Genomic DNA, 19,893 nt, shown 5'->3' with positions numbered 1-19,893 from the left:
TGCAAATATCGGCCGTCTGACTATAAACTTTTCAAGAATTGCCTGTCGCGTCCGAGCGTGTTAAATCAAAAAGGAGGCAGCCAGTAGGACCCCTGTAAGACGAGAAAAGGCGATAGTCGAGGCCATTGCAGGCTCAAGAGTCGCCGCGTCTCCAATGCGTGCCTGCCGCAGTCTCTTGATGGCCAGAATGGCAATCGGGGATGATGCGAGCGCCACTACGGAAGAGGGTTTCATAATCCCCAGCAGGACGCCGGCCGTTATGAGGACATATACCAGAATGAAGAACAGGGGGAGCGATAAGGTGGCCCTCTGTGTTCCCACGAGTATTACCAATGTGCGTCGGCCCTTCGCTTTGTCTGCACTGGCATCGGGTATAGAGTTCATGAACAGGACCGTGGAAGATAACAGCCCGATAATCGCGCCAACAAATACTGATACAGGCTCAACGTGTCCAGTCTGGACAAAATAACTTCCAATAACGATTAGAGCGCCCTTTATCCCTACAAACAGTTCACCAAGTCCAGCATTGACGATGCTAGAGGAATAAAAGTAGATAGAGACAACCGCAAAGGCCAGAATTATCGCTACGAGAGGCCCTCTAATTATTACAAAGTATGCACCTACCAAGACTCCAAGCACCAGAAAGGCTACGCCGGCCAAGTAAACTGAACGGGGACTCAGGATTTTTTCTGGCAGGACCCCTGTTCCTCCGCTAAACTTGGTTCTTGTCGTTAACTGATCGATACCCCGCCGATAGTCCCAGTAGTCGTTTAACAGGTCTACGCTGGCGTGAAGGCACATTACTCCACCGAACGTAAGAGCTGCATTTAGAGGGTCAACGTGACCGGTCTTCCAGTAGCTGATCGCTATTCCGTTGCCCACGGCAATGATGGAGGCGAGAAGGAACCGCACCCGTATTGCCCTGAGCCAGCTTGACAGCAATTCCTTACGCGATATTGTTCATGCTTTGTATTTCTTTTGCGGTCTAATCCGCCAGTTGGCGGAAGGTCCATCATTGCGTCTTGGAGCAAAAACAGAAACCCATATTTGTGATGGGGCGTGTCGGGCATCTGCGGTACAAAAAGGCGAGGAGTTATTTCTTGCTCGTCGTCACGCATCTATAGTAGATCGTTCCGTTGATCGTCGCATCCTGAATTCTTGCGCCTAACTTTCTCCCGGTCACTTTGGAGACGAGGTCGCTGAAACCCAGCTTTACCATGCAGTTGCTAACATCGGATTCGGCGAGACCGAGGACGTCTGCAATTTCCTGTGCAGAGTAGCCCTTGTCACTGTTCTTGCAAAGGAACTGGACAATGATTTCTGTAGGTTCCTTGTGAGCGTCAAATTCCGCGGCATCAACGGGCGGAGCCAAATTATGCGAGCTATAGTAGCGGCGGGTATATGAAGCGATAGAATATCCGCTCGGCCCGACCAAAGTTCAGTTTGAAGTACTACGCATGTTATGCTACCGCAGTTTTTCCAAGTCGTCAGAGTAACCGCTGTTCCCAAGCGGCTTGCGTCCCATAAAGCCCTCATCCTTGCCGTGCCAGAATTTTACTGACTCTTCCCCTGATTTCCAGCATAGCCATACTTCCTCACCAAACCTTACAGATGGAAAGTCGACAAGACCCTGCTCTATGCTCTTTATCAGCACCCCTTTTCCTTCTAACTCCTCGATGGCAGAGTAGAGGGCCTTCATAGAGCTGTTAATTTCTGCCTTCTTTTTAAGAAACAGATCAAATTTGCTACCCGATTCGATTATGGACTGGAGCTCATTATGGAGCAGGATAACCCGCTTGTTCTCGTCAACTATTCTGTTAAATATGCGCCTGACATCAGGCAGTGCCTTGTTCGCACTCTCAGGAGTATACAAGGCGAACATTAGTCACCGGAACCTCGGGAGAATTTCCAGATAATTTATCTCTTTACTGAAAAAGCCCGGTTTACTATGGCAAATATCTGGACACAAAGGACGGATAGATTTGTACATGGATCTTACAGCTGCGTCACCGGCGGCGGGCGGACGAACGACGTGCATTCTTGCCCTTTGACCGAAACGGTGACCGGGGATAACGTTCATCCAGATCCCCCAGCCCGTGGAAATAAGCCTCCCAGTTATTTGACCTACCGAACAAATTATCGAGCCTTTCAGACGCCGTCAGCGAGAACTTGTTCAAAGTTAGGTGGAGGGTCTCGTGGCTAAGTAGCGAGCTGGCGACTTCCGCTATCCTGCCCTCATTATGGTATTCTCGCCAGGACTTGTAATTCGCAATGAATACGCGCGGAGCGCGGCCATAATATGGTACAAACATCAGCCCGTTTGTTCCGGATTTCCCACGAAGCCTTAGATCCCTCACCATGAAGCGATCGGGTTTGTTAGTTCCAATTGCCAACATTAAGCTTCTTGCTCCCAAAATCGGTTTGATATTCCCTGAAAATGAAAGATCTGCAAGGAGTGCGGGCTGCCGTTTCCGGATAATTTAAAACTCCGCGGATGACGGCTCTAATTTACCACAAATGATCGGGTAATCCTCAGGGCATTAATCCGACCTGCAAGTAGCTTATTACTCGACAACTGCCGTTTGCATGGAGTATTTAGGTCCTCGTGTACGTGACAGAGCAGACGGGGCTGCAGGAACATAAAATTCGGCACTTCACCCAATTGTCACAGAAACCTTTTCAAGCATTCGACTTTACCCCCGGGCATGGCGCCTGTGGGCTCTGGAGGTAGGTCTCTCCAACTAGGGGCACTCATAAAGAACCTCGCGGAATTGAACGATTTCCACGGAGAAGACGCCGATATCGTGCTCCGGTGCGTCTCGCAGGCAATCATGGCTGTCAGACCTGCAATACTTGTCAAATCTGCGCTCAGGGTGACAGCTAAATCAATAGCAATAACCGACCTCCGAGGTTGTGTGCGCATTTTTCCGCTTCCCCGCCGCGTCTACATAGTTGGCGCTGGCAAGGCTGCCGCCGAAATGTACCGGGGCGCGTACGATGTGCTAGGTACGAGGATTGAAGAGGCCTCTATAACGGTACCCAAGGGGTCAACGGGCAAGTACATCGGGCCGATTCAAGTTACTTACGCTAGCCATCCAGTACCAAACAGGGCCGGGATCCAGGGGACCCGAAGAATAACAGATACTCTGCGTAAGGCCGATGCGGGCGACCTTATTATCGTCTTGATATCCGGTGGCGCTTCGGCATTGATGCCTCTCCCGGCAACCGGCATTTCGCTTGCCGTCAAGCAGCAAGTGACAAAACTTCTCCTGTCAAGCGGAGCGACCATAAGGGAAATGAACGTTGTACGAAAGCATCTATCCGCAATCAAAGGGGGACAGCTCGTTTCTTACATCAGACAGAATGTTCCAATTATCTCATTGATTATTTCAGACGTGGTCGGAAACCGGCTTCAAGACATTGCTTCAGGACCCACCGAACCGGACCCGTCCACTTTTCTGGATGCCAGCAAAATCTTGAGAAAATACAACATCAGGCTGCATGCGGTTAACAGGCACATCCAGCTTGGACTCGACAAAAAAATACCCGAGACGCCCAAGCCCGGTGACAAAGCATTTTCCAGGGTCACGAACATCATAATCGGCTCGAACGAAATTGCTGTGGAATCAGCGATTAACTTCTTGAAGGTGTCGGGAATCAAGAAGGTTCACAGGTTTCGGATTACCGGAGAAGCCGCCGAGCTTGGCAGATCGCTTGCCTTTAAAGCTCAGACAATCGCTTCAGGTCAGAGACGGGCTGCCGCTATGGTAGGAGGCGGCGAAACCACGGTGACGCTGCATTCCAACTTTGGGGCGGCTAAAGGGGGCAGAAACCAGGAGGCGGCCTTGGCTTTTTGCATCCGCGCCGGGCCCTCTTTTACAGGAATCAGCGCCTTTGTAGGCACCGATGGAAAGGACGGTAATTCTCCCGCTGCGGGGGCCGTTGTTTCTGCCAAAACCCTCCAAGCGGCGGAAAAAAATTCTGTAGACCTTCAGGGAATGCTCGAATCGCACAGGAGCTACGATGCGTTGTCACAGACTAGTTCGACGGTGTTAGCCGGTCTGACTGGGACAAACGTCAATGATATAGCTGTCATTTTGTTGCCAAGCCGCCCCTCCCGCGGCAGGGTTGACTTGAAATCCAATAAGATCACACGAATCGCAAGGTGCCTGAATTGAATTCTCGAAGGGATCCGTCACCCAGCTTTACTATCAAGGACCCATGCTCTGAAATTTCGAAAGCCAGTCCCTTTGTCTTTTTGTTGCCGTATGAAACTTCGACGCGCCTGCCGAGAGTATGGTCAAAACTCTTCCATTTTTCCAAGACGGCGGGCTTGGTTTCGGATGCAAGGTCGCGCTCAAGCTCCAGATAGTCATTCTCCATTTGGTTCAAGACTGATGCTGCAAGGGTCAGCAAACTGGTATCCTTGTGTGATTCGTCTAGGATTGTTGTAGGTTGGGTTGAGTCTGAAAGGTCAATTCTTTTTATCAACTCCGACGAGGCAAAGTTGAGGTTTATCCCAATTCCTATGATGGCGTAAGAGATTTCGTCGCCCATCAGATTGATATCAATAAGAATTCCCGCGACTTTTCTTCCCCCTATCAGCAGATCGTTGGGCCACTTGAGCGTCACATCCAGAAGAGTGGCCTGTCGAAGTGCCGCGCAAATCGAAACCGGTGCCATAAGCGACAAAAACGTGCTATCCGGAACGTTGAATTTTGGTCTAACGACAATTGAAAGCCAAAGACCGCCTTCTGGCGAAAACCAAGTTCTTCCCATCCTGCCCACTGACAAAGTCTGCCGCTTTGCAATTACCACGGTTCCGTGGGGGGCGTTCTTGCTCTCGGCAAGATGTTTGGCGACTGATTGGGTTGAACCCGTCGCCTGTTTGTAAATTAGCAGGCTCCGGCCAAACTGGTGAGTGCGCAGCAGCTTGTCGAGCTCCCACGGCACAGGCTCATCAGTAGCCGCTTGTAGTTTGTAACCATTGTCGGACCTGTAGCCTATCTTGTATCCATATCGTCTAAGGAAGCTGATTTCCTTCGCAAGCTGCTCTCGGGCTATCCCCGTTTTTGAGGAAATCAATTCTGAAGTTACAAACTTACCTCGGTTTTCCGAGAGTACCTTGGCAAGTTTCGCGTAATGGTCATAGGCCTTGTCCAACGGCTAAAACCATTTACGCTTGCAACGGTAAATAACTTCTTGTAATTGTAGCGCAGTCGAGTATGATCAATATTGATCCACCATCTCGTCTATTCCGACACTTCGAACGTCATTTATACCTCAGGCGACGATTAGAGCCCGTGAAGAACCGCAGCAGATCGGACATTATCGCAACGATTCTAGAATCTGCCAACGGCGGGATTACAAAAACGCGCCTGCTCACAAAGGCAAACCTGACGACTGGTCAGCTGCGCCAGTATATCCAGCTTTTATCGTCGAAAAAGCTGCTGACTGAGCTTTCCGACGAGTCGCACCGGCACATCGCTTACCGGACCACGGAAAAAGGTATGAAATACCTTGCCGTATACATGTCACTTCGAAGTATTGCTGTTTTTTCAAGGGAATAGCGTAGCCTCAGACTTTGTTCCACTTGTAATATACTGTCCCGCCCCGGCATTTTGAATAAACAGCTGCTTGCGCTTCATTGGTAGAGCTGGCTACTTCAAGCTCGCCGAGTATAGATTCGATGTCCGAATCCCGGTTTAGTCCTGCTAGCAGATTTAGAATCTCTTCCTTTGAGTACATCCGTCCAGGCTCTTTTCTCAAGATATCGTGGATTTTCGACAAAAGTTCGGCGTTCGCCCGACTTATTCCCGATTCTCCCCTTCCCCTGTCCCCATTATTTCTTCTTCCTCGCGGACACTATGGACAGCACGTCTCTGTCCTTTAGGTGATAGCTTGCTGGAAGGCGGAGACCGTCACGCCCGTCAAGCGCATACAGCAGGCCTTTTGCAAGGTCAGTATGGATCTCCCGAGCAAGGTCCTCCACGGTTGAGCCTGAGCGCATCAGGTACACGTCAGGCAGAACGTTTCCGTGCTTATCAGATAGCTTTTGCAAGTCAGCGACGGGATATACAACATTCATTTTTAGCAATTTAAACACCGCGACGTTGATTGCAAATTGCACGCCAGTTCTGAGGTATTCGCCCAGTATATCCTTTCGAATAAAGTTAAGAGCCCATTTCTGCTTGTCGTTCAAGCCAGTTGTATCATTGATTTCGAACCTTTCGTCGCCTGGCACATAACGTATTATGCCCTTGCTTTCCGCCCTCCTCAACGTGAGCTCTGCGTCGGCACTAGAGGGAACTATTATCATGTCACGGTACTCCTCCTGCAACCGCTTGAAATTTTCAGTAGCGGTGGGCAGGTCCACCTTGTTTGCCACTATCAAGGTCGGTTTTGAGATGTCTCGCAGGCTCCAGCAAAAGTTCTTTGTCTGATCCTGATCAAATTCGTCGAATTTCTTGTCTTCGAGCTTGTTTTCCGACAACGCTTGTCGAACATGCCATTCTTTTACTCCTATACCTCTAAAGACTTCCGTGATGGCCAAGTCAAGCTCTGAGCCCGACCCGATTGCTCGTGAAATCTTGTCACGATTTGCCTCGAAGAGCTTCACGTACCACATCACCAACTCCTCCTCGATGTCCCCGACGTCCGCAACCGGATCACCAGAGCCCGGTTCTGCGATTTTGCCAGATGCATCGATGCTTCCAGAGGCATCTACTATGTGAAGCAGGGCATCAGACTGTGATGCAATCGAAAGGAATTGGTTGCCGAGCCCCTTACCCTCCCATGCGCCCTTTATCAGTCCTGGGAGGTCTACAAGTTCTATTGGAATAAACCGCCAGCCGTCAATGCATCGCGAGTTTCTCGGCTGGTCTTGGACGTTAAATTCTTTGTGAACGCACAACGAGATCGCGTTAGCATTGCCAATGTTTGGCTGCTTTGTCGTAAACGGATAATTTGAAATTTCTGCTGAAGATAGGGTCGCTGAATTAAAGAAAGTAGTCTTGCCGGTATTTGTCTTTCCTATCAGTCCTATCTTTATCATGAATGCCCTGAGTCCTTTTTGTTATTTATAGACTCTGCTCTGCTTTGGAGGGGCAAGGTCACAGCACTGTCCAGGATCAGCAGGCGCGACGGCGACTTGCTGACTGATTCTCTATAAGCACTAGTGCTTAGCCCTTTCGAGTGCCATCTTGATTTCTTCTATCCTCCATTCCATCTCCTCGATATTGCTCTTTGAAAGCTCGACGTCCCATGAGTCCAGGATACTCTTGCAGATCTCGGCGGAGTGGTACAGGACTGCCCAGTAAGGGTGGTGCTCTGCGGTCGTATAAGACAACTCTAGCACCTCGGAGAGCCCCGAGGAGGCACGGTCCAGCGCCGATGAGCCCTCAGCGTAGATACGGATAACCTTTTTCTCCTCATCGTATCTGATTTTCATGTTTTCTGAAATTGCAGATTTCGAAAGGACTTCCCTGGCAGCTCCGAATATGTCGCGAGGTGATTTTTCCAAACCGGCGGTCATTGCGTTAGGCACAGATTTAACTTAATAATCAAATCTCAGTCAAGCGTGGTCGGCAAACAACCTCTTGTGCTCTGCCATCATGCACCTGTTGTAAATAACATCTATCGAGTGGCTTTTGGCGAGTTTTTCCGCCTCTTCGTTGTAGATGCCTTCTTGCATCCAGATGAGTTTGATCCCGGGCTTCGTCACGGCATCCTTTACCACCTCAAGAACATCGTCTGAAGGTCTAAAGATGTCCACAATATCTACCCGATCCTGTATCTGGCTAACCTTTTGAAAGGACTTGTGGCCCATTATCTGGTCGGCGGTCGGATTCACGGGAGTAACTGCGTAGCCCTGTGCCATGAGGTATCGGGGGACATAACCAGCAGCCTTTTCCTCGTTCTTTGACATTCCAACCACGGCTATGCGATTGTATGATTTGTAGATGTTCTTCAGTTGTTCATCCGAGTGTGAATCAGTTCTCATTGCTCCAGTCGGAAATTGGTCTTCTCACGTATTAAAGTTCGAGTGTTCGCAATTCTTCGAATCGGCTGAATTGACCAATGAATGGATTTGCTTCGTCCTTGGTCGCGCAGTCGCTGCGCCAATAGAGTACCAAAGGACCTGAATCCCATCAGGACCCTATCATGCCGGGCAGCTTTATGGGTTCTCTGTAAGGTTGAACGATCTTTATCCCGGGGTCAGCTGTGACAGTAACGGATTCCAGAGGCACGCCGTCGGGAGGCGAGAATGTCCGCTGCTCGCCCGGATTTAACACTGAAACCGCAGGCTCGGTCTTGTTCCCATAGTTGACCAGGATATTTGTCAGTGGGAGTCTGCCAGTGTTCGTGACCAGAACCCGGGCGTTGGTGAAAAGACTCTGCTTGTCCTTGAGCGCATCAACGCTTATCGAATAATCTTTGGTTGGAGCGTTCGATAATACCATCAGCAATATCGCAGTGGCCACAATGCCCCCGGCGATAATCGCGATATAAGTCGTCCGCACGTGTATCAATAAGGTCTGAGATTATTTAAGGTTGAAAGCTTACGTAGAAGGCGTCATTCGCCCTTCATCTCTACCCTCGACTTGAACGAGGGCTTGACCCCAAGTGTTGTGTAATTGCCTGTAGAGCATGTAAAACACAGCTCGTCTTCGGGCAGCCCTATCGCTCTTGCCAGGTTGCTGGTATCGTTGTATGCGACATAATCAGCGCTGATCGCCGCCGCCACCCTTGAGGCAAGCACTGTATTGGATTCTGATTCATTTTGAGGGTGGAACGCTATTAGTTCCTCCTGGGATGGAAAGTCGATTCCCGCGTAGCAAGGATACCTTACGGGCGGATAGGTCACGACTAGGCTGATTTTTTTCGCTCCCACGGCCCTGAGAGTTCTGATTATTGAGGCTGAACTAGTCCCTCGGACGATGCTATCGTCAACTACCACGACGTGTTTGCCTTCGATTACCTGTTTTATCGGTATTATCTCGCGGTTAATTTCGATCCTAGTATCCTGGTACGGTTCGATAAAACTCCTCATGGAGCCTCTCTTGCTGTATCTGTTCTTCAACAGACCCTCTTCAAATACAAGCCCTAGTTCCTGAGCATATCCAAATGCTGCAGGACGCGCCGAGTCAGGGACAGGAACAACGACATCTGCGTCCATGATGGGAAACTTGTTCGCTAGAAACTGGCCCATTCTTTTCCTTGCAGCGTAAATGCTTATGCCTTCCATTATGCTGGAGGGATGCGCGAAGTAGGTATATTCAAAAGCACAGTGGGCGTGCTGTTTCTCGATGGCGAATTTTCGGCTCTCGACACCGTTGTCGTTTAGCTTCAACAATTCCCCGGGCTCGACATCACGCTGTAACTGGGCGCCGATAGCCGCAAACGCGCAAGATTCGGAAGCAACCATAAACGAATCTGTTTCTTTATGGTATCCAAGCACCAGCGGTCTGAAGCCTCTTGTGTCTCGGGCCGCATAAACTGATGCTTCATCAGTCAAAAAGGTAAAACAAAATGAGCCGATCATTTCGCCTTTCAGGATGTTGATCGCCTCAGCCATGTCTGGCTTTGCCGTAAGATGCATCACCAGTCTCTGCGCCGCAACAAGCGTGTCGCTCATGGTCTGCGGTGTAAAGGTGCAACCGCCCACCATGCCTGACAGCTCCTCGACATTTGCGATGGTTCCGTTGTGCGCAATGCACAGATCCTTTACTTTTAGGGGTTGGGCATTGTCAATTGAACTTCTCCCGAAAGTCGAGTAGCGAACATGGCCTATCGCGGCATGGGACCTAAATCGCTTAACGATGCTTGGAAACTCGCTCGCATGCTGAGAAACAAGTCCCAACTTTTTGAATGGCTGCTTGCCCGGCACGGCAAAGCCCCAGGCCTCCTGCCCCCTGTGCTGCAAGGCCCGGAGCATGTCAATGACTAGCGGGACAACATTCTGCCCCGTTCGGGAAAACGCTCCCACCACGCCGCAATTTTCATGAACCAAGAATCATCTTCTCCCGAAGTGCAGAGAGGGGTTTGAGCAGAATGCATTGAACAGGTTTGAGAATTTTAGCATGCGGAGAAAAATATACGGACTCATTATTCGCGCTTCTCCAAAGCTAAGTAGACGGATGACATAAAAAACATATCCTCCAGCTCAAGAAACAAGTTTTTCTAGCGAGTCATAAGCCTTCTGAGCCCTTGACAATGAAATACTAGTTATCTCATTGCCTCTGAGCTGAAGCCGGATGTGCTTGCCGGAGGCCGTTCCCAGCTCTGCAAACGCCAGTCCCGAATCTTCAAGAATCCTCCTTACCTCTTGCGGCTCGGACGTTCCTACCAGATAGCGAGAATTTGACTCGGAAAAAAACAACTCATCAGGTTTCTCAGTGTGGACGGCCACGGTATCCAGCTCTGCGCTGATCCCTGTGCATCCTTGGATCGCCATTTCGCAAAGGGCGACTGCCAGACCCCCTTTGGAACAGTCATGAGCGGAGTTGATAAGGCGCCCCTCTATGAGCGATTTGACCGCGGCTCCATTCCGGCGGTCCTTGTAGAGGTCAACTGCCGGTACATTTCCTCCCGTAAACTTGTGATATGACTCGTAATATTCCGAACCCCCCATCTCCGGTAGAGTTTCGCCTATCAAAAAGACCACATCCCCTGACTTTAGGCCGGAGCTGGTGACAAAACTCGGATCGGAGATTAGACCCAGCGTTCCTATGACCGGTGACGGCTTGATAGGGCCCGAGTGAGTTTCATTGTACAGGCTCACCTTCCCCCCAACCACGGGAATCTTGGTAAAATTGCAGAACTCGACAATTGCGTCGACTGCTCGGGTAAATGACCAGAAAATTTCCGAGTCTTCCGGATTCGCAAATTGGAGATGATCCACGACGCCTATAGGTTCGGCGCCGGTGCAAATTACGTTCCTGCAACCCTCAGAAAGGCAGCCCATAGTCCCAATGTAAGGATCAAGGAAGCAATGCTTCGAGTTTCCGTCCAGCTTCACCGCGAGGAGTTTGCCATTATCAAGCCTCAGTACCGATGCATCGGACTGGCCAGGTTTGAGGACCGTTCTGAGACCCACCTCGTTGTCGAACTGATTGTAAACCCATTTTTTGCTGGAAATTGAGAGTGAGCCCAAGAGTGATAAGAGCGGTTTTGACAAGTCCGATGGCTGGCCCGGCACACCGCGAGATGAATTTACAAACTTGGCAGGAACACTTGATGGCCTGTCAAGCAGGGGGGCGTGCGCCACTACAGACGATGGCATCCTTGCGACAATGATTCCATTGTACCTCACCACTAGATCTTTATGGCTTGCCACCGCGCCGATAACGGAGTGCTTTAGTTCATACTTTCGAAAAATCCTCTTCAGAGACTCCAGGGATTTGGGGGCAATGATAAACAACATCCTCTCCTGTGATTCTGAGATCATGAGCTCTGCGGGCGACATTCCTGCTTCCCTCGTGTGGACGTTTTCCAAATCCACCTCAAAGCCCAGACCAACAGAGTCCGAGGTCTCAGAGAGGCAGCATGCAAGGCCGCCGCCGCCAAGGTCTTTGCAGGTTTTGATAATACCAAGAGAGACTGCCTCCATAGTGGCTTCCAATACGAGTTTTTCAAGAAAAGGGTCAGGAATCTGGACTGCCGAGCGGTTTTCCTCTTCCAGATTCTTTGACGCAAAGGACGCCCCGTGTATCCCATCTCTTCCCGTTGATCCCCCAGCCAGAATCAACAGGTCACCCTCAGCCGCTCCGTTACGAATCAGTTCTTCCTTTTTTCCAAAACCGATGGCTGCGACATCTACCAGGCAATAGTCCGAAAACGATATGTCGAATTCCACTTCGCCTCCCACAGTCGGTATGCCCATACAATTCCCATAGTCGGCAATGCCCCTGACCACATTACGGAAAAGCCATTTGGCCTTGGAACGATTGTCGGCAACGTCGTCAGTAATCTGGCCGAAGCGCAGCGCGTTTAGCAGTGCTATGGGCCGGGTGCCCATTGACATGATGTCCCGAAGGACTCCGCCTACTCCGGTAGCGGCTCCCCCGAAGGGCTCGATTGCCGAAGGGTGATTATGGCTCTCTATATGGACCGTTATCACGTAGCCGTTTCCAACGTCAAGGACGCCTGCGTCGTACCCGGGACCGATGAGGACGTTGCTGCCCGATGTTGGAAGTCGCCGCAGCTGCTTTTTTGACGATTTGTATGAGCAGTGCTCCGACCATTCCGCTCCGACTATTTCAAGTTCGACATTGTTTGCCGGCCTGCCCAATCTTTCCTCTAAAGCCTGCATCTCCGCGTGCGTCAGCGTCACGGCTACCCCTGCACCTCAGGCAATAGGTTAGAACAGAGTGATCGGAAGATGAGCGCTGGATCGGTGGACTTGCTAGGCGAGAGAATAGACTCGCTTGAACGCTCGGGGTGCGGCATCATGCCTACTACATTAGTTTCTTCATTACAGACAGCAGCGATGAGATCTGTCGAGCCATTCGGATCAGCGTTTACGTACCTGAGTACCACCTGATTTTTGCGTTTGAGCCGTTGAAGAGTCGACGTATCGACAACGTACCTGCCTTCTCCATGAGCGATGGGAATTGGAAACTGCTGTCTGGGCGCAAATGCAGACGTGAAAGGAGTTTTCGTGTTTTCGACCTGAACCTTGGTCCAGCCACAAACAAACCGCAAATTAGAATTCATCATAAGCGCGCCGGGGAGCAGCCCGGCTTCAACCAGAATTTGAAATCCATTGCAGATTCCAAGCACAGGAACCCCGTCTTTGGCGAGTTTCTTAATTGAAGTCATGATGGGGCTGTGTGCAGCTATTACGCCTGCACGAAGCCGGTCGCCGTATGCAAATCCGCCCGGAATGATAAAAGCGTCATATCCTGCAAGCGATTCCTGCGTGTGCCAAACAAATTCGGCATTTACCCCGACTACCTTATTTAGCACGTGATGGACGTCGCGGTCGCAGTTACTTCCCGGAAATACCGCGATGCCAATTTTCATCGGTTCAAGCCAAAGTCCTCCCAAGTCTTATTAATATCTTGTTCGCAGGGGCAAAGCGCCCGGCCTAGAAGTGAAACTGCATATTACATGAAACCGACGTCGTTACAAAGTTTTTATCTTAATTCTGGCATGGGGTACCGATGGCTGCAGGTGTCGTTCGCGACATTATGACCAAGGAGATAGTCACAATTGACGAGTCCAAGACTGCGTTTGACGCCGCTCGAGTCATGGCCGAAAAGGGAATTAGTTCTCTCTTTGTAGCAAAAGATGACACTCCCATTGGTATAGTCACAGAGCGTGACTTTGTAAAGAAAATTTGCGCTCAGGAGCAAGACGTGACCAAAGTAAAGGTTTCAGAAATAATGTCGTCGGTCCTCACCACTGCAGACCCCGAAACGCCCATCGAAGTTGCCGTCCAGCGAATGATAAACCACAAAATCAGAAGGCTCCCGATAATCGAAGCTGGCAAAATTGTGGGCATTATTACGGTAACCGACCTGGCAAAGCACCTTCGCACTACGTTGCTTCTGGAGGGTGCGATTCATGATTCAGAAGGCTTTGACAGCGTAGTTGCGGCTATGAGCCACGACAAGTAGATTCCCGCAGGTCCTCATCGGTGCCAGGCAAGCTTAGTTCTTGACCTTGCCTGTCACTGTGACCTTGCAGGTGCTGACAACTGGGTTGAAAATCCGCAGTTCTTCACAAAGCTCAGAGACCTTCTCCTTTGCTTCGCTCTCTGAAGACGAACTGATCACAAGCTCTAGTAACTTCGCACTCCTGACCGACTTGACAGAAGTGTATCCGCCCTTTATTATCAGGTTCTTGTGAATTGTCTCACCTTCGGGATCGCTTAGGTATGGTTTATTCTGAATTACGACCTGAACCCGAAAGCTTGGTCGAGCCATGCCGAACCGGCGACCTGTGCTGGATAAAAACGTTCAGAGAGGCCTGACTTTCAGGGGGCCGGATGACTGGCGGTCTTCCCGGATCAGAATCCCTAGTTGCCGTCTTCCCAAAAGGATTAATTATGCTGCCGGAAAGATTCTGCTCGAGGTCATGTAGCTCAGCCTGGTCAGAGCGGCTGACTTGTATAACCTTAATCAGGAAATCAGCAGGTCGTGGGTCCGAATCCCACCATGACCTTTACATCTCTCTCCAGATTGCTTTTGTCTTGGCCAAGGCTACGAATCCAATCAGATACGCAAGCTGGACTGCAATGCCCCATAACGGTGACCACTCTGAAGGAACGGGGCGACCCATGATCATCTGAATTATGAGTGAAGCATGTGTAGTAGGGACTGCATACGCAAGGGGCCTCAATATTTCGGGCACTGAGTTGATCGAATAAAATACAGGAGGAAGTACGGCAACAACGACATTGACAAATGAGATGACCTGCGTTGCGTTCCGCATGTGAAGCATATGGGAAGACAGAAAGAATCCCATCGCAGACATCGAGCCCCAAACTAACAAGATGGTCGCGATCAGCAGAGGTATGCCGGCAATTGAAGCGCTGAAGTAGACAACCAGCCCTGCAAGTACCAGAAGGGCAGGCAAGCCGAACAGCAGCTCAGAGAGCGCAAGTCCAAGCATGTAGGTCAGTGGAGAGACTTCGGACGCGACAAAGATGTCTTGAATTTTGTATTCTGTCTTGTAAAAAGAAATATCCTGACCTAGCGACAAGCCATAGCCTACGAGTGCCATTACCAAGCTTCCTCCGACCGCATAATGCACAAATTGGCCGTTGCTTACAACAAACAGCACGAACAGAAGAGAGAAAGGGCTAATTGCCGTGAAAAAGAGCGATACTGGATTTCGCTGAAGCCATAGCACGCCGGTCATGTGCGCGATAATCAGCGCCTGTTTTATTGGAAGGATTGCCGAGTGAGGTCGTTCAATCATTGCCGTTTTGATCCTCCATCGATCCCACAAGGGAAACAAAGACGTCGTCAAGCGTAACGGGCGAAATGTTGATTCGCAGATTCCTCTTGATAGCCAGTTCAGATATCTCCCTGGCCGCAGACTCGAAAGCAAAGATCCTAAGGACACCCGTGCCGACATCGACAACCGAGCCGTACTCCTTCAGCGCCTCTTGGCTGATCCCGTCTTTGGAAATATCGATGCGCGTGTTGTGTGGGATGGTCTTTCGGAGATCTGCAAGGGTGCCGTTTGCGACAACCCGCCCCCTGTCAACTATCGCAATGTGGTCAGAAAGCATTTCTGCTTCGTCCATGTAGTGAGTCGTAAGAAATACGGAGCCCCCTTCTTTCTTCCAGTTGTTAATCGCCGCCCATACCTGCCTGCGGGAGACAGGATCGAGACCTATAGTTGGCTCGTCAAGGAAGAGAATCTGGGCGTCAACGGCCATTGCCATCGACACCAGTATCTTTTGCTTCATGCCGCCTGAGAGGTTCATTGCCGGCTTGTCTTTTGATTCGTAAAGCTCCAACCTCTTCAGGATTGATTCGGCTCTTTCGCGTGCCTCCGCTGACCCCATCCCCCTGATTTTGAGCCAGTTGTAGACGTGATCCCAAGGTGTAAGTGCTCGCAAGGGTCTGCCTTCCTGGGGAACTATTGATACAAGCTCACGCACCTTTTTCGCCTCCTTGACAACGTCGTAGCCCAGAACATCTACTGTCCCTTTTGTAGGCATCAGCTGCGTCGCACATATCCTCACAAACGTGGTCTTGCCTGCGCCATTTCGGCCGAGCAGCGTGAAAACCTTGCCGCGCTCAACCTTGAGCGAGACGCCGTCAAGGGCAGGCTTTCCCCCGGCCCCGTAAAGTTTGGAGACCGCTTCAGCATTTATGGCCCAGACCACGGACTGAAAGTTGCAAATCTCCAATTAGACTGTTTGGAGGCTGGCTTGGAATTATTCCTGCGAGGCTAGCCGGACCGCCCGTCGAAACATCAGTAGACCTCGACGATATACAAATAAGCCCCTTGCGACTGATTTAATGCACAGATGAGAAGAGAGTTCATTGTTTCACGGATAGAGGCATCTCCAGATCAATCGCCGTATGTTTACGTGACATTTAACGATCCCAAGGAGTACAAGCCAGACAGACCCGTTAATCCCTTCGGCTCAGGCGTCGCGGGCTTCAATTCCCTTGAGGACCTCACCAAGAATTTTCCAAAAATCATGGCCACTATTCCGGGATTTGGCGGCGGTATGACCGACTCGCCAACGATAAAACTGAGCATGAGAGAGTACCAAGACATGGGGATAAAAGTCGGTGACAAAGTCTCAATCGAGATCCAGAAAGTTGAAGGCACTGGAATTTAGAACAGTTATCGCAGAATGATTTAAAACAAAGAAAGAGGAGTATTAAGGGGAAATTGCTGCCACAAAAAGGACAGGTCAGGGTTCAGTCGATCAAGAACATAATCTTCTTGGTTCACACCCCATATGGCCTCAAGTTCTTTGACAGGGTTGCAAAGTCGCCTATAGCTCACGCGTATGCCAAGTTCAACATTTACACGATGCCTCTGATAACCGTAATGGCAATTTTTCTTATTGTCGGATCAGTGGCAGTAATCTTTTCAAGTTCATTAGTAAGGCAGGATGTCAGGACGATAGGTCCGCAGGCAAACCTTCTGATTCCTGTTCTGAATCCCTACATTCCTCTCGTTGAAGGATGGATTGCCCTGGTTGTAACAATGCTAATTCACGAAGCTGGGCACGGGATTGTTGCTCGCGTCTACAATATCAGGGTTGACTCGACAGGAATTGTCCTGTTCCTGGGGATTCCGGTAGGCGCCTTCGTGAATATCGATAGAGAGGAGCTCAAGAGGGTGAAGCTTTCGCAAAAAAGCGCGGTGCTCACCGCCGGCCCTATGAATAACATGATCCTGGCGGGCATTTCACTTATAGGGCTGTATCTCGTGACATCCACCCTCATTCCCGTACCACTGAATTCTGCATCACCGACCTATGGCGTGGTCGTGATTCAAGTTAACAAGGACCAACTTGCGTATAACCTTGGGATGACAAACAGTTCCGTCATCCAGCAGGTAGGCAACCAGAAAGTACAATCCTTCCAGGACCTCAGCGATTCCCTCCACCAAAATCTAGGGAGGACGGTGCAGATCCAGTGGGTAGACGGCAACGGTATCCAGCACACCAAGAATGCACAACTGCCGGCCGAGTCGGATCCAAGCAAAGGAATACTCGGAGTCATGGTGTCGCAACTTCCTCAGAAAGTTCTCGATGATTACAAGTCACTGTTTACAACTAACCCTTTGAGATTGCTTGTTCCTCCGACTATGAACCAAGGGATTGCCCCGTTCTCGCCTGAACTAGCGTCCAAGTTCACTTCGCCCACCTTAGGTGCAGCATTTGTTCCTCTGTCAAACCTGTTTTTCTGGATGTGGTTTATCAACTTCAACGTCGGGATATTCAACGCTCTACCAATAGGTCCGCTCGATGGCGGGCAGCTCTATGGCTTTTTCATAGAGAGCAGAGCGCGTTCCGAAGCTATGGCCAATACAGTCAAGTCGCTTGTAGGATACGCGATACTTGGCATATTGGCTGCATCATTTGCCGTACCCTATCTTCTGCGCTGAGGGCAATTGCTCCACATCGAGCGGGCCCGGATCGAGAGATAAGCTCTTATAGACGAAAAGCGAATAAATTGATGGCTTCTGCGCACTGCTGGGGCGGATGGTTATTGTTATATTCTATCTCCAGCCTCAAAATATGTGCCATGGCTGACTGGTTAATGAAAGTTGCAGAATAGAAAAGAATCATCAGACAAGACCTCTAGGAGCGAGGACAAGTTTGGGCGAGTGACCACCGAGAAGGAAGAAGATGTCGCGCAGTTCATTATGCGGGGAATTCCTCCCGAGGCAAAGATTTCAAACGTCAGATTCGAAGGTCCAAACATCGCCCTTTACACGAAGAACCCGAAATTCGCCCTCACCGACCTTACGTATTTTCTTTCGTCACTGTCAAAAAGTCTGAAAAAGAGATTCATTGTCAGGACCGACCCCACGGTCCGATTAGGAGAGGATCAGACTCGCCAGTCAATAGTCAAGCTATTGCCAAAGGACGTTCAGGTTTCGGCGGTTTTTTGCGACGACGCAACGGGTGAAGTCGTCCTGGAGGTCGACAAGACCGAGGCTATCCAGGCAGACATCATTGTAAAGATAGCGGACACGACGGGCTGGATAGCGCATACCCGGCGTTCTCCACACATCAAGTCCAGCAGCATCGACATCATCCACTCGACCCTAAAGTCCTCGGCCAAGGAGCGGTCGGAGTTCCTGCAGAAGCTTGGCAAACGAGTTTTTCGGGGATCGCTTGTTGTGGGCAACGGTGCTGGCGATGTTCAGAGGTACGACGGGGGTTCTGCTGTGGCTTTTAGCCAGGCATCGGTCCTTGAAACTGCAAGAGACGGAAGACAGTGGGCACCTAACCGCGAGGAGGTAATGCTCTTCTGTCTAGGTGGCGTAAAACAGGTCGGCAGGTCGTGCTTTGTTGTAGTTACTCCGGAAAGCAAGGTAATGCTTGACTGCGGCATCAACCCGGGTGAGATGAGCGGACTGAATGCCTACCCAAGGATTGATTGGCTGGATTTTGACCTTGACGATCTGGATGCCATCGTAATCGGGCACGCACACATCGACCATCAGGGCTTTCTTCCCGCGCTTTTCAAGTACGGGTACAGAGGGCCTGTATATTGCACCGAGCCTACGCTTCCGCTGATGACGCTCCTTCAAATGGACTCGGTCAAGATTGCGAACAGCAACGGCACGTACCTCCCGTACGAGTCACGCGACGTGAGCGAAGTGATAAAGCACTGTATCACAGTTCCCTACGGAAAACCGACTGACATTTCGCCCGACATCACAATAACGCTCAGCAATGCAGGTCACATAATGGGAAGTGCTACAGTTCATCTGAATATTTCCGGGGCTCACAATATCCTCTATTCCGGGGATTACAAGTTTGCCAAAACCCAGCTTTTAGACTCTGCTGTTTCGACTTATCCTAGGGTGGAGACGCTGATTACAGAAAGTACTTACGGAAACAGCGGTGATGTCATGCCGGAGCAATCGCAAGTCTATCGAAACTTTTCCGATTCCATCAACAATACCCTGAAGGAAGGTGGCAAGGTTCTGATTCCAGTTCCTGCGGTCGGCAGAGCTCAAGAGATCATGCTAGTCATGGCCAAAGAGATGAAGGAAGGACGCCTGATAGAATCGCCAATCTATATCGAGGGCATGATATCAGAGGCAAGCGCCATTCACATGTCCTACGCTCACTACCTCGGCGCTGACGTCCGCAAGTCGGTTGCGCAGGGCATAAATCCGTTCCAGTCAGAATATTTTACAGTGGTAAACGGGTACGGCAAACGGGACGATGTCCTGAACGACGAGAACCCCTCTATTGTAATGGCCACCTCCGGTATGCTTGAAGGCGGGCCTTCCGTTGAATATTTTAAGGAGATGGCCCAGAGCCCGAAAAACAAGATAATGTTCGTATCCTACCAGATAAACGGCACCCTTGGCCGGCGCGTGCTTGACGGCGCAATGTCCGAGGTCAGCATGATGGACAAGACTGGAAAACTCAAAGTGGTCCCAGTGCGGTGCCAAACGCAAAAAATAGACGGCTTTTCGGGGCATAGTGATTTTAACCAGATCCTAGGCTTTGTCCAGCGCATCAAGCCAAAGCGCGTCCTTGTAAACCACGGCGAACGTACGAAGTCTGAGAACGTGGCAAGCGCCATTTATTCAAGACTGAACATAAGGTCGAGTGTGCCGGACAACCGCGAAATAATGAAGCTAAGATAATCCATTCGTTCCACAGCATTTTTAGCCTTGTCCTGCTTACGTATTACCATACTAGATGGCAATACGTTATAG

Annotated in this window: 22 protein-coding genes and 1 tRNA gene; 7 read left to right on the top strand and 16 right to left on the bottom strand. The window is 50.3% G+C overall.

Annotation, left to right across the window (positions count from 1 at the left end; genetic code table 11):
• Positions 1–60 precede the first annotated feature (60 nt).
• The 4 genes from ABI361_01260 to ABI361_01245 all read right to left on the bottom strand — a co-directional run bounded on the left by ABI361_01260 (position 61) and on the right by ABI361_01245 (position 2,360).
• On the bottom strand, positions 61–942 hold the full coding sequence (locus ABI361_01260) for a prenyltransferase (GenBank protein MEO9319278.1): 882 nt from the start codon (positions 940–942) through the stop codon (positions 61–63).
• 151 nt (positions 943–1,093) lie between these two features.
• Positions 1,094–1,372: a hypothetical protein gene (locus ABI361_01255; protein ID MEO9319277.1), complete on the bottom strand. Its 279-nt coding sequence runs from the start codon at positions 1,370–1,372 to the stop codon at positions 1,094–1,096.
• 93 nt (positions 1,373–1,465) lie between these two features.
• A complete protein-coding gene (locus tag ABI361_01250; GenBank protein ID MEO9319276.1) occupies positions 1,466–1,882 on the bottom strand; it encodes a DUF2203 domain-containing protein in 417 nt (138 codons plus the stop codon).
• Between the two features lie 124 nt (positions 1,883–2,006).
• Positions 2,007–2,360: a hypothetical protein gene (locus tag ABI361_01245; GenBank protein ID MEO9319275.1), complete on the bottom strand. Its 354-nt coding sequence runs from the start codon at positions 2,358–2,360 to the stop codon at positions 2,007–2,009.
• A 345-nt stretch (positions 2,361–2,705) separates the two neighbouring features.
• On the opposite strand from ABI361_01245, the gene ABI361_01240 reads away from it, so the two are divergent.
• Positions 2,706–4,178: a DUF4147 domain-containing protein gene (locus tag ABI361_01240; GenBank protein MEO9319274.1), complete on the top strand. Its 1,473-nt coding sequence runs from the start codon at positions 2,706–2,708 to the stop codon at positions 4,176–4,178.
• Here ABI361_01240 and ABI361_01235 read toward each other — a convergent pair.
• Positions 4,150–5,163 (bottom strand): biotin--[acetyl-CoA-carboxylase] ligase, encoded by a 1,014-nt coding sequence (locus tag ABI361_01235; protein ID MEO9319273.1) that lies wholly within the window; start codon positions 5,161–5,163, stop codon positions 4,150–4,152. The genes ABI361_01240 and ABI361_01235 overlap by 29 nt on opposite strands.
• Before the next feature lie 140 nt (positions 5,164–5,303).
• Here ABI361_01235 and ABI361_01230 point away from each other — a divergent pair, with 140 nt between their 5' ends.
• A complete protein-coding gene (locus tag ABI361_01230; GenBank protein MEO9319272.1) occupies positions 5,304–5,570 on the top strand; it encodes a winged helix-turn-helix domain-containing protein in 267 nt (88 codons plus the stop codon).
• A 7-nt stretch (positions 5,571–5,577) separates the two neighbouring features.
• On the opposite strand, the gene ABI361_01225 is transcribed toward ABI361_01230, so the two are convergent.
• The 8 genes from ABI361_01225 to purQ form a co-directional block, all read right to left on the bottom strand.
• Positions 5,578–5,748, bottom strand: a complete 171-nt coding sequence (locus ABI361_01225; protein MEO9319271.1) for a hypothetical protein — start codon at positions 5,746–5,748, stop codon at positions 5,578–5,580.
• Between the two features lie 94 nt (positions 5,749–5,842).
• On the bottom strand, positions 5,843–7,054 hold the full coding sequence (locus ABI361_01220) for a redox-regulated ATPase YchF (GenBank protein MEO9319270.1): 1,212 nt from the start codon (positions 7,052–7,054) through the stop codon (positions 5,843–5,845).
• 120 nt (positions 7,055–7,174) lie between these two features.
• Positions 7,175–7,522: a hypothetical protein gene (locus ABI361_01215; protein MEO9319269.1), complete on the bottom strand. Its 348-nt coding sequence runs from the start codon at positions 7,520–7,522 to the stop codon at positions 7,175–7,177.
• A gap of 51 nt (positions 7,523–7,573) precedes the next feature.
• A complete protein-coding gene (locus ABI361_01210) occupies positions 7,574–8,002 on the bottom strand; it encodes a CoA-binding protein (protein MEO9319268.1) in 429 nt (142 codons plus the stop codon).
• Between the two features lie 148 nt (positions 8,003–8,150).
• Positions 8,151–8,522, bottom strand: coding sequence for a hypothetical protein (locus tag ABI361_01205; protein MEO9319267.1), 372 nt, complete (start codon positions 8,520–8,522; stop codon positions 8,151–8,153).
• A 53-nt stretch (positions 8,523–8,575) separates the two neighbouring features.
• A complete protein-coding gene (gene purF, locus ABI361_01200; GenBank protein MEO9319266.1) occupies positions 8,576–10,012 on the bottom strand; it encodes an amidophosphoribosyltransferase in 1,437 nt (478 codons plus the stop codon).
• Positions 10,013–10,165: 153 nt separating this feature from the next.
• Entirely contained in the window at positions 10,166–12,334 is a 2,169-nt protein-coding gene (gene purL / locus ABI361_01195) for a phosphoribosylformylglycinamidine synthase subunit PurL (protein MEO9319265.1), read from the bottom strand.
• A 2-nt stretch (positions 12,335–12,336) separates the two neighbouring features.
• Positions 12,337–13,026 carry a phosphoribosylformylglycinamidine synthase subunit PurQ gene (gene purQ / locus ABI361_01190; GenBank protein MEO9319264.1) on the bottom strand — a complete coding sequence of 230 codons (690 nt, stop codon included), beginning with the start codon at positions 13,024–13,026 and terminating at the stop codon, positions 12,337–12,339.
• Positions 13,027–13,166: 140 nt separating this feature from the next.
• On the opposite strand from purQ, the gene ABI361_01185 reads away from it, so the two are divergent.
• Positions 13,167–13,622: a CBS domain-containing protein gene (locus tag ABI361_01185; protein ID MEO9319263.1), complete on the top strand. Its 456-nt coding sequence runs from the start codon at positions 13,167–13,169 to the stop codon at positions 13,620–13,622.
• 33 nt (positions 13,623–13,655) lie between these two features.
• On the opposite strand, the gene purS is transcribed toward ABI361_01185, so the two are convergent.
• A complete protein-coding gene (gene purS, locus ABI361_01180; GenBank protein ID MEO9319262.1) occupies positions 13,656–13,931 on the bottom strand; it encodes a phosphoribosylformylglycinamidine synthase subunit PurS in 276 nt (91 codons plus the stop codon).
• A 147-nt stretch (positions 13,932–14,078) separates the two neighbouring features.
• Between purS and ABI361_01175 the strand changes: the two genes are divergently transcribed.
• Positions 14,079–14,169, top strand: a tRNA-Thr gene (locus ABI361_01175).
• Here ABI361_01175 and ABI361_01170 read toward each other — a convergent pair.
• Positions 14,170–14,928: an ABC transporter permease gene (locus ABI361_01170; GenBank protein MEO9319261.1), complete on the bottom strand. Its 759-nt coding sequence runs from the start codon at positions 14,926–14,928 to the stop codon at positions 14,170–14,172. It abuts the tRNA gene before it with no gap.
• A complete protein-coding gene (locus ABI361_01165; GenBank protein MEO9319260.1) occupies positions 14,921–15,871 on the bottom strand; it encodes an ABC transporter ATP-binding protein in 951 nt (316 codons plus the stop codon). The genes ABI361_01170 and ABI361_01165 overlap by 8 nt, the downstream gene beginning before the upstream one ends.
• Before the next feature lie 120 nt (positions 15,872–15,991).
• Between ABI361_01165 and ABI361_01160 the strand changes: the two genes are divergently transcribed.
• The 3 genes from ABI361_01160 to ABI361_01150 all read left to right on the top strand — a co-directional run bounded on the left by ABI361_01160 (position 15,992) and on the right by ABI361_01150 (position 19,821).
• The gene (locus ABI361_01160) at positions 15,992–16,312 is read left to right on the top strand and encodes a hypothetical protein (GenBank protein ID MEO9319259.1); all 321 of its coding nucleotides are present in this window, start codon (positions 15,992–15,994) and stop codon (positions 16,310–16,312) included.
• Positions 16,313–16,365: 53 nt separating this feature from the next.
• Positions 16,366–17,592 (top strand): site-2 protease family protein, encoded by a 1,227-nt coding sequence (locus ABI361_01155; protein MEO9319258.1) that lies wholly within the window; start codon positions 16,366–16,368, stop codon positions 17,590–17,592.
• Positions 17,593–17,754: 162 nt separating this feature from the next.
• Positions 17,755–19,821: a beta-CASP ribonuclease aCPSF1 gene (locus ABI361_01150; GenBank protein MEO9319257.1), complete on the top strand. Its 2,067-nt coding sequence runs from the start codon at positions 17,755–17,757 to the stop codon at positions 19,819–19,821.
• Positions 19,822–19,893: the final 72 nt, after the last annotated feature.

The sequence above is a fragment of the Nitrososphaera sp. genome (assembly GCA_039938515.1).
Classification (GTDB): Archaea; Thermoproteota; Nitrososphaeria; order Nitrososphaerales; family Nitrososphaeraceae; genus Nitrososphaera.
The sequence above is the reverse complement of the archived record's forward strand: the minus strand, read 5'-3'. Positions and strand labels throughout refer to the sequence as shown.